The sequence below is a fragment of the Aminobacter sp. SR38 genome, from assembly GCF_014843375.1.
GTDB lineage: Bacteria > Pseudomonadota > Alphaproteobacteria > Rhizobiales > Rhizobiaceae > Aminobacter > Aminobacter ciceronei.
The window spans coordinates 153,551-163,970 of sequence record NZ_CP062117.1 but is presented as its reverse complement, the minus strand read 5'-3'; the positions used below and the strand labels follow the sequence as shown (position 1 = coordinate 163,970).

Below are 10,420 nucleotides of genomic sequence, written 5' to 3'. Positions count from 1 at the left end.
GCCGAGCGGTGTCGCGCTGGTTTTCTCCATGGGCGACGATTGGCGCCTGATCTTCGCGGGACCGTCCTATCGTCACTCCTGGCCCATGCCGACGAGGGGCTGATCTCCACGTTCCGCCCTTCAGGTTCGATCGCAGAACCCGTGGCTCTTCTCGCCGCAGCTGGAAAAATCGCTGGAGCGCCTGTCGATCTCGTTGCTGTGGATATGCCTCTGTCTCGTGAGCCGATCGCAGCGCGGCGCGTGTCGGACAATCTGGTTTCGGCAGCTTACGGCGCCCGTCACTGCAGCACCCACACACCGAGTGCGAGTAGGCCCGGCAAGATCAGCAACGACTTCAGGAGCGGCTTCGGGCACCGCGGGTACGGACTGTTGACGAGAGAGGTTAGCGCGCCGGGCCTATTGAAGTCTACCGCATCCCGCCCTGGTCGAACTGATGCGCGCCGAAAAGCGGCTGCCTTACAAGCAGGCGAAGACGCGCAACTATTGGCCAATGGAAACCCCCGTCAGCCGGCGCAACAAACTCTTCGAAACCTGGCGTGCGATCGTCGCCAGCCTCGACCTGGAAATAAAAGGCGCATCCGAGATATTGCGGCTACCCAATTCGAGGCTCCATCATGGCAGTTGAAGGCGTTTGAAGACATGCTCGACGCGGTCATCTGCGCGTGGGTCGGCATATGCGTTTCGAGGGAACCGCCGTGCCGTTCGGCGACGACGCGTCTGCGATCTGGATACCCCAATCGGATCTTCTGGCGTCGCGGCGGGGTCGGCGATGATCGGATTACTGTGGCAAATGGATCGAACGCCGCAAAATCCGCCGCCGCTGGCAGGAAGACGCCAGGCAATTGGCAGCAACCGATCCGGTCAATGCCTGTTATGAAGCGCAGCCGAGAGCTGCACGCAGCCGGGCGCAGAGAAACGTTGCCGAATCCTGGCATTGGGCCAAGGTCGCCAGCGAAGTCGCCCGCATCGAGCCGCGCGCCGCGATGGACTTCGAGGTCCTCAAGGCCATCGCCGATCAGGAAGCCGCCGGTCGCGGCTGAACAGCTGCATGACGGAAAATGGAGAACACTCGGGCGATAGCTGTGCCGCGAGCGAGCAACTGTGCCGGAACTCCACCCGGCCATCCGAAGCAAACCAATCCCGCTCTCAGATGATGGCGTCCTGGACCAGGTCCGGATCTGCGTCGATCAACCCTCTGTCGGGGTCGGCTAGCAAGCTGCCGCCACTCGGCTTTGCCTTCGCGGTGATCGCGACCGTCCCCGGTCCTTCGAGGAGCCATCGAGCGGGATCGGCCTGCTCCGGACGGAGGTTTCACATGGCACAGGATCTTGCACTCGCTCAGTCTCAGGCTTTCGCACTTGCCCGCACCCTCATGGTCCCGGTGACGCTGTTCAGGTCCGGCGATGAATTCGGCGTCGTCGTCAGCGACGAAATCGACGCCGACGACGATCTCGACATCATTCACGAATTCGACCCGCACGATCGCCGGCCGGCTCATTGAGCCGGCATTTCCCTTTTGCCGCTTGCGAGCGGCAGGCGGCGGAGGCTTCGCCGCGCCTGGCACGAACTGTCGGCGTGAAGGTACAGATCTGCAGATTGCCAGGCGCGCCCTGCCTCCTTTGCTCTTCGCGGCCGGGCAGGCGGTCCCGCAAACTGCGGGAAGAGAAATCGGACAAGAAAGGCGGACGCGGGAGCGCCGGCAAACGAATGAGAAAAGAAGAGCTGGAGGACCTCAGGGACCGGGTTCCGTGCGGCGCCCTGCTGGAGCAGGCGGGCTTTGCGGTGGACAGGCAGGAAAGCACACGCAGAGCCTTCAAATACCGGCGCGGTGCGGAAATCGTCATCGTCATCCATGAGGGGCGGGATGGTTCGATCCCTTTCCGACGCGAAGGGCGACGTCTTCAGCCTCGCCGGACACCTCGACGGCGTCGCTTTCGTCGATGCACTTGACCGCGTCGCCTCACTGGTCGGGTTCGTGTCCAGGGAGCCGGTCTGGACCCGATCCGCGGACGCGCCCTTGTCCCTCAGATCCATTGAGGACCGATGGGAGCAACGCCGCAAACCCTGGCGAGGCTCCATGACCTGGCGCTATCTGCGGGAGGAGCGTTGCCTGTCCGAGGCGATCATTCGCGACGCCATGCGGCTCAACGTGCTGCGGGAAGGCCCGCATGGCAGCATGTGGGCGGCCCATGTCGATGATGACGGTGTCGTCACCGGCTGGGAGGAACGTGGCCCCGACTGGCGTGGTTTTGCAACCGGCGGGTCGAAGGTCCTCTTCCGGTTCGGTCCAATAGGCGCCTTGCGACTGTGCGTGACGGAGGCGGCGATCGACGCCATGAGCCTGGCCGCCTTTGAAGGGGCACGGGAAGGCAGTCAATATCTCAGTACCGGCGGGGGATGGTCGCCGGCAACAGATGCCGCGCTACGCATGCTCGCCGCACGTCCCGCCGCCCGGCTCGTCGCCGCGACGGACGCCAACGACCAGGGCGAGACCTTCGCCTGCGCGCGACATCGCCGATGCGGCCGGTTGCGACTGGCTGCGTCTGATGCCGCCGGTCGAGGACTGGAACGACGCGCTCAGGGCGCGGGAGAAGGAAAAGAAGACGTGGAAAGGGAGAGAAGCGGAAGAGGCCTGCCGCATGCCCGCCGCCGCGTCAAGGGTGAAGCTTCGCCCGGCTGAAGCCGGCCTTGACCCGTCCGGACGGAGAGGCGGCCTGGGGGGAGGGGTCAGGAAGGGCTGAAGAGAAGATGGCGACCATGAGGTTCCGCCGCGCTTTCGCCCCGACGAAGGCCAAAAGGAGCCCGCTCATGACCCTCTCTCCCATCTGCAAAGTCTTCCAGGGCATCGCCGACCGGCATCAGATGTTCCGCATGTTCGATCGCTGCGCGGGCGCCCGAACCGATGGGAGGGCGACGACGGCGCGCTTTACCGCGGCGAGTGGTTCGAGATCGGTGAGCGCGAACATGACTATATGTTCGAGATCCTGCCGCCGCTCTTCATGCGCGGCGAGATGTTCGCCATGCGCGAATTCCTCACCGGCTCGATCACCAGCATCTTTTTCACACTGTCGATCGACGGGCGAATCCGGCACTTCCATGGGTATCGCGACCTTTCCGACAAGGGGTCGCGAGCGCATGCGCGCCGCAATCGTCGAGCGCGAATCCCGTCCCGTCCGCGCGATGACGCGCGAGGAGCGTCTCGAGCATATCTGGTCGAGCACGGCCGACGATTATCGCGGCTATGCCAGCGAGCGTTGGCCGGAGGCCGATCGCGGCAAGCGCACGGTCATGTTCTTCGCCAAGCCAGGCGGCACGACGCTGAAGCTGCTGGATACCCTTACCGACGCTGAGATCGCGGCAAAGCTGCCGGTGCATCTGCGTTACCTGCCCGACGCCATCGCGGCGTGAGGAAGGAGACCCATGTTCACCTTCTCCATCACCGACATTCGCGCCGTGCTCGAGTGCGGCCATGCCGACGCCAGGGCCAATGGCGGATATCGCGTTCCCTATCAGGGAATATCGCCGGAAACAGACGCCAGACCCGGCCTGTGGCTGGTCGGCGACGAGGGCGTTTATGCGATGTCCTCCGGCAAACTCGCCGAGGGCCAGCGCCCGCTCGTCGTCTATGCCGAGGAATGCAATCCGAAAACCAATCCCGACTACTGGCACACCAAGCGCCGATATTTTGAGGCGATGACGGGGTCGAATTCATCGACGCCGTTGAGCTCGAACGGCTGACTGCCGCCGCGCCGGACGCGACGCATCTGACAATCACCATGGACGATACGTCCCTGTCTCTCCGCCTGATGGGCCGCTGACCACGGCGCTTTCCCTTCCCCATCCAATCTCGTGCGACCGAACCGCCTGCATTGCCGGCGGGCAAGCCGGCGCGCGCCTTCAAACAGGAGAATTTTTTATGGCGCATGATGACCCTTCACCCTCGACATGTTCGGCTCAAGCGGGTTGTCCTCCGGGTTTGGCCTCGGTGTCACCGCTTTCGGCGGATTTCCCGCCGGAACCGCCCCTGAACCGGACAATGACGACGACGATCCTGATCCTACGCCGGCGGCGCCCGCCCCGGCGATGGCGCGCGCAGCGCCGCGAAAGAATGCGGTTCCTCCTGGACACGGCGTCCGTAGCAACTTCCATCTCGACAACGGCGAGGATCGCGGTCTCGCCGCATCCTGGAAGGAGCGAAGGCCAACGTCGCGGCGATCCTGCTTGCCGATGAGATCGAAAAACAGGAGCGCCCCGCGACGCGCGAGGAGCAAGTGAAACTTGCCCGCTTTACCGGCTTCGGCGCCGGCGAGCTCGCCAACACCATGTTCCGACGGCCGGGCGAGGTGGATTTCCGCGAGGGCTGGAACGATCTCGGGTCCTCATTGAGGCGGCCGTCACCGATCGCGACTATGCGAGCCTTGCCCGCTGCACGCAATACGCCCACTTCACGCCGGAATTCATCATCCGGGCGATCTGGTCGGGATTGCAGCGCCTGGGCTGGCGCGGCGGCCGCATTCTGGAGCCGGGCATCGGCACAGGCCTGTTTCCGGCGCTGATGCCGGAAAACTATCGTGACAAAGCGCATGTCAGCGGCGTCGAACTCGATCCCGTCACCGCACGCATCGTCAAGCTGCTGCAGCCGAAGGCGCGGATCATCGAGGGGGATTTCGCGCGCACGGACTTCTCAGCCGTCTACGATCTTGTCATTGGGAACCCGCCCTTTTCCGATCGCAGTGTGCGTTCGGACCGGCAATACCGGCCGCTTGGTCTGCGGCTGCACGACTACTTCATCGCACGCTCCATCGATCTCCTGAAGCCCGGCGCCTTCGCCGCCGTCGTCACCAGTGCCGGCACGATGGATAAGGCGGATACGGCCGCCCGTGAGCATATCGCCAGATCCGGCGACCTGATCGCGGCGATCCGCCTGCCGAGGGCAGCTTCCGCCGCGACGCCGGCACGGATGTCGTGACCGACATCCTGTTCTTGCGCAAACGCAAGGCCGGTGAGCCCGAGGCGGATCTTTCCTGGCTCGACGTCGATGAAGTCCGTTCTGCAACGGAGGACGAAGGCGCCATCCGCGTCAATCGCTGGTTTGTGCGCCATCCGGATTTCGTGCTGGGTGAGCACACTTTGACCTCCGGACCGTTCGGCGAGACCTATACCTGCCGTCCCCGCGCCGGCGTCGATCTCGAAGGGCGCTGAATGCCGCCATCTCGCTCCTGCCGGAAGATCGCTACGACGGCGAGCCGTCCGCAATCGACATCGAACTGGAGGACGAGCTCGGGAGGTCGTAGATCCGTCGCCAATCTGAAAAGGTCCGCGAAGGAAGCTTCTTCATCGACGCCAGGCATGGTCTCATGCAGATGGTCGACGGCTCCCCGGTTCCGATCAAGGTCCGCAAGGGGCGGTCTGCCGTGAGGCAGACAGGCGAATGCCTGTCCGGAAAGCATGTCCGCATCATCCAAAAGCTGATCCCTGTCCGGGATGCTGTGCGCGAGGTTCTGAAGGCCCAGGAGCAGGATCGCCCGTGGAAGGATCTGCAGGTACGGCTCCGCATTGCCTGGTCATCATTCGTTCGCGACTTCGGCCCAATCAACCACACGACGGTGTCGATCTCGGAGGATGCCGAGACCGTCGAGGTGCGAAACCCATCGCCAGCCAAACCTTCAGCCCTTCCGCGATGATCCTGACTGCTGGCTGGTCGCTTCCATCGAGGATTACGACCTCGAAACCGATACCGCCCGTCCCGGTCCGATCTTTCCGAACGGGTTATCTCGCCTCCTGCCGCCCCGGTGATTATGTCCGCGCCTGATGCCTTGGCCGTGGTGCTCAACGCGCGGCCGCGTCGACATCGAGCATATCGCCGAACTCCTGCATCGTGACGCGCAAGCGGTTATTGCCGAACTGGGTGATGCGATCTTTTGCGATCCGACCGACGGTTCGTGGCAAACGTCCGACGCCTATCTCTCCGGCCCGGTCCGCACCAAGCTTGCTGCTGCGCTGCCGCGGCTGCGCTTGATCCGGCTTTCGGGCGCAATGTCGCGGCGCTACAGGAAGTCCAGCCCGCCGACCTGGGTCCATCCGATATTACCGCTCGCCTCGGTGCGCCGTGGATTCCGGCGTCCGATGTCGTCGCCTTCGTCAAGGAGATGATGGGGGCGGAGATCCGCATTCATCATATGCCGGAACTGGGATTATGGACGGTCGAGGCTCGGCAACTTTTATAGCGCCACCGGCACTTCGGAATGGGGCACCAGCCGCCGCCATGCCGGCGAACTGCTCGGCGATGCGCTGAACAGCCGTGTGCCGCAGATCTTCGACACGATCAAGGATACAGGCGGCGAGCGCCGGGTGCTGAATGTCGTCGATACAGAAGCGGCCCGCGACAAGCTCCAGCGGATGAGGCAAGCCTTCCAGAATTGGGTCTGGTCAGATCCGGATCGCGCTGACCGGCTGGCGCGGGTCTACAACGACCGCTTCAACAACATCGCACCGCGCAAATTCGACGGCTCCCATCTGAAACTTCCCGGCGCCTCAGGCGCCTTCACTCTTTATGGGCATCAGAAACGCGGCATCTGGAGAATCATCTCCTCCGGCTCCACCTATTCGCCCATGCCGTCGGCGCCGGCAAGACCATGACGATGGCAGCCGCCATCATGGAACAACGCCGGCTCGGCCTGATCGCCAAGGCAATGCTTGTCGTTCCCGGTCATTGCCTGGCGCAGGCGGCGCGTGAGTTTCTGGCGCTCTATCCGTCGGCCAACATTCTCGTCGCTGACGAGACCAACTTCACCAAAGACAAGCGCCAGCGTTTCCTGTCGCGGGCGGCGACGGCGGTCTGGGATGCGATCATCATCACGCACTCTGCCTTCAGGTTCATCGGCGTTCCCTCGGCCTTCGAGCAACAGATGATCCACGACGAGCTGGAGCTTTACGAGGATCTGCTGACCAGGGTCGATGATGAGGACCGGGTTTCGCGCAAGCGGCTCGAACGTCTGAAGGAAGGTTTGGCTGAGCGGCTGGAGGCGCTTTCACCCGCAAGGACGATCTGCTGACCATCTCCGAAATCGGCATCGACCAGATCGTCGTCGATGAGGCGCAGGAGCTCCGCAAGCCGTCCTTCGCCACCAACATGTCGACGCTGAAGGGCATAGACCCGAACGGCTCGCAGAAAGCCTGGGACCTCTATGTGAAGTCTCGGCTTATCGAGACGAAGAATCGGGCCGGGCGCTCGTGCTTGCCTCCGGCACCCGATCACCAACACGCTCGGAGAAATGTTCTCGATCCAGCGCTTGCTCGGCTACGAGGCGTTGCGCGAGCGCGGATTGCATGAGTTCGACGCCTGGGCCTCGAACTTCGGGGATGAACGCACCGAACTGGAGCTTCAGCCATCCGGCAAATACAAGCCGGTAAGCCGCTTCGCCAGTTTCGTCAACGTCCCCGAACTGATTGCCATGTTCCGCGCCTTTGCCGACGTGGTGATGCCGGAGGACTTGAGGCAATACGTCAAGGTGCCTGACGTCGCGACGGCCAAGCGGCAGATCCTCACCGCCGCACCGACGCCAGCCTTCAGGGCCTATCAACAGATCCTAGAAACCCGCATCAAGGCGATCGAGGAGCGTGATCGGCCTGCCGAGCCCGGTGACGACATCCTGCTTTCCGTCATCACCGACGGACGCCATGCAGCGATCGACCTGCGCCTGGTGACGCCTGACATGGATGACGAGCCGGAAAACAAGCTCAATCTCCTGATCCGCAACGCGCATCGCATCTGGCAGGAGACCTCGAGAACAGCTATGTCCGCCCGGACGGCAAGCCTTACGAACTGCCGGGCGCCGCGCAGATGATCTTCTCCGATCTCGGCACGATCAATGTCGAGAAGACCAGGGGATTTTCAGCCTATCGCTGGATCCGCGATGAGCTCATCCGCATGGGCGTGCCGGCATCCGAAATCGCCTTCATGCAGGACTTCAAGAAGACCGAGGCCAAGCAGCGCCTGTTCGGCGACGTTCGCGCCGGCAAGGTCCGCTTCCTGATCGGCTCATCCGAGACGATGGGCACAGGCGTCAATGCGCAACTCAGGCTGAAGGCGCTGCATCATCTCGATGGCCATGGCTGCCCTCGCAGATCGAGCAGCGCGAGGGCCGGATCGTCCGTCAGGGCAACCAGCATGACGAGGTCGATATCTACGCCTACGCCACGCAAGGCAGCCTTGATGCCACGATGTGGCAGAACAACGAACGAAAGGCGCGGTTCATCGCGGCGGCGCTTTCCGGCGACACCTCGATCCGCCGGCTGGACGACCTGAACGAAGGCCAGGCCAACCAGTTCGCCATGGCAAAGGCGATTGCCAGTGGCGACGAGCGGCTGATGCAGAAGGCAGGCCCCGAGGCCGATATCGCGCGTCTGGAACGGTTGCGGGCCGCCCATGAAGACGACCTCTTCGCCGTGCGCCGGCGGATCCGCGACGCCGAGCGCGAGATCGAAACGGCGACCCGCCGCATCGGTGAAATCAGCCAGGACATCGAACGGCTGGTTCCGACGTCAGGCGACGCCTTCGCGATGATGATGACAGGCAGGCCATTCTCGAGCGCAAGGACGCCGGCCGCGCTGATGAAGGAAATCCTCACCCTCGTCCAGCTCCAGAGGCCAGGTGAGGATCACATCGCCTCGATCGGCGGCTTCGATCTCATCTATGAGGGCGAACGTTTTGGCCGGGGTGACAATTACCACTACCAGACCCTGCTTCAGCGCACCGGCGCGACCCAAGAGATCGATCTCGCCGTCACCGTCACGCCGCTTGGCGCCATCTCCAGGCTGGAACACGCGCTTGACGGCTTCGAGGAGGAGCGCGAACGTTATCGCCAGCGGTTGGCGGAGTACCAGCGGCGGCTTTCCTCCTACCAGTCGCGGTAGGTGGCGCCTTCGCCTTCGCCGACGAACTGGCGGAGAAGCGTAAGGCGTTGCGGGAGGTGGAGGAGGCGCTTGCAGGCGACGCGCGTGCTGAACTGCAAGCGGCCTGAAGGGCCGCGTCACGCACTTTTGAATGCGCCGCAGCATTTGCATAGCTGCGTTGCACAAAAAGTGGTTTGCGATTGGTCATAAAACAGGCATTGTGATGATAGCTGATGCACATGGCGGTCGCTCCTCCCAGTTCCGCCGCACCAGCTGTTCCCCTCTGGAGGTTTATTGACCTTCACACTTCAAGGGCCGCGGCTTCCGCTGGCCCTCTTTTGCCCATGCCGAATTCAGGCTCATCTCCAACCAGGTGACGCATTCGCGACCGGAGCGTTCGCCGCTCTTCCTGACATTGCCGTTCAATGCATCGTGGCTTCCCGCAGCGGCAACAACTCGATGGCCTTGTTGATGACCTTACGCAACTGGCGCCAGTCGCGAAGGTCGCGTTCGTTCACCCGCTCCTGGATCGCGGTCAATATCCAGCCGACGCAGGCAATGTCGTCTTCGGCGCGATAGGCATCGGACCGCGCGAAGCAGGCGAGGATACGTGGTCTCGCGTCGCCATTATCCTTCGGGATGCTGGCGACCAGGTCGCGCGCGCGCAGTAAGCGAGGGCAATACGCTGGCAGTCCTCGATCATGCCGCAGGTCCAGGCAAGCGTCTTCGATAATTCCTCGGATTCATCTCCCATCTCGGATCGGCTCCCCCATGATCATGCCGAGCGTCTCGATGACGGCAGGCGATAGTTGGAATTGCCTGGCCAATCCGCGCCCCATCGAGTTGTTCCCCATGGTTTCGATCAGAAGCCCTCTTTGCACGAGCGCGTGCATGTCCTGAGCAAGGACGCTCCTGGTGAGGCCGGTCAATTCCATCATCCGGGTCAGCGTGATGGTTGGATCTTCGCTGTGCAGGACGCCGATCAGCGTCATCAAACCGATCAGCTTGACGCGGGCCGTCGGCGTTTCGCCCTCAAGCGGATTGCCAAGGATCTGGTTGGTCATCATGGTCACGTAGGCCTGCGCAAGCCCCAGGGGCCGCCTTGAGCTTGAAGCGCAATCACGAGGCTCGCGCTTTCGCCCAATGCCATCGCCATTGGTAGACAATCCTCATCATCTCCTTCTCAAGCGATCACCGATGGCGCAGACGCACAATCCGAGCCGTGAGGGGGTGATTCTCGATGCAATCAGCCCGCGTTCTTTTGCCATCCTCAAGGCGATGATTTCAACCGCCGGGCGACAATCTTCCTGTCGGGTGTGCGCCGATCGGTATTCTTGTGCCGCTCGTGAGCGGTTGGGATGGAAGAGAGGGAAAGAAAAAGAAGGGAAAACCGGTCGCAAAGCGATCTTGCCGGTGACGCGTGACCGCTCAACCGCCCGCTCCTCGTCCCGGCCGCGCGCGCCGCGCAGGGCTGTCAGCCCCGCTTGCGCGTCACGGCAGGGCCGCTCGCGCGCAGTTGCACCGG

5 protein-coding genes and 3 pseudogenes are annotated in these 10,420 nt (G+C 63.1%); 7 read left to right on the top strand and 1 reads right to left on the bottom strand.

All coding sequences use genetic code 11. The annotated features are described in order from the left end of the window. Positions 1-433 precede the first annotated feature (433 nt). From IG197_RS33025 to IG197_RS32995, 7 genes and pseudogenes are all read left to right on the top strand, one after another. A complete protein-coding gene (locus tag IG197_RS33025; RefSeq protein WP_192321295.1) occupies positions 434-625 on the top strand; it encodes a hypothetical protein in 192 nt (63 codons plus the stop codon). A gap of 217 nt (positions 626-842) precedes the next feature. Next, complete coding sequence (locus tag IG197_RS33020; protein ID WP_246765506.1) at positions 843-1,040, top strand: hypothetical protein; 198 nt, start codon at positions 843-845, stop codon at positions 1,038-1,040. Between the two features lie 275 nt (positions 1,041-1,315). Further along, positions 1,316-1,501 carry a hypothetical protein gene (locus IG197_RS33015; protein ID WP_192321270.1) on the top strand — a complete coding sequence of 62 codons (186 nt, stop codon included), beginning with the start codon at positions 1,316-1,318 and terminating at the stop codon, positions 1,499-1,501. 363 nt (positions 1,502-1,864) lie between these two features. After that, positions 1,865-2,680: a DUF3991 and TOPRIM domain-containing protein gene (locus tag IG197_RS33010; RefSeq protein ID WP_246765514.1), complete on the top strand. Its 816-nt coding sequence runs from the start codon at positions 1,865-1,867 to the stop codon at positions 2,678-2,680. Between the two features lie 128 nt (positions 2,681-2,808). After that, positions 2,809-3,408, top strand: a pseudogene (locus IG197_RS33005) (DUF1419 domain-containing protein). 12 nt (positions 3,409-3,420) lie between these two features. Further along, positions 3,421-3,818: pseudogene (locus IG197_RS33000) on the top strand (DUF3085 domain-containing protein). A 98-nt stretch (positions 3,819-3,916) separates the two neighbouring features. Then, positions 3,917-9,023 (top strand): annotated as a pseudogene (locus IG197_RS32995) (N-6 DNA methylase). A 615-nt stretch (positions 9,024-9,638) separates the two neighbouring features. Here IG197_RS32995 and IG197_RS32985 read toward each other — a convergent pair. Continuing rightward, positions 9,639-9,959 carry a hypothetical protein gene (locus IG197_RS32985; protein ID WP_246765505.1) on the bottom strand — a complete coding sequence of 107 codons (321 nt, stop codon included), beginning with the start codon at positions 9,957-9,959 and terminating at the stop codon, positions 9,639-9,641. Between the last annotated feature and the right edge of the window lie 461 nt (positions 9,960-10,420).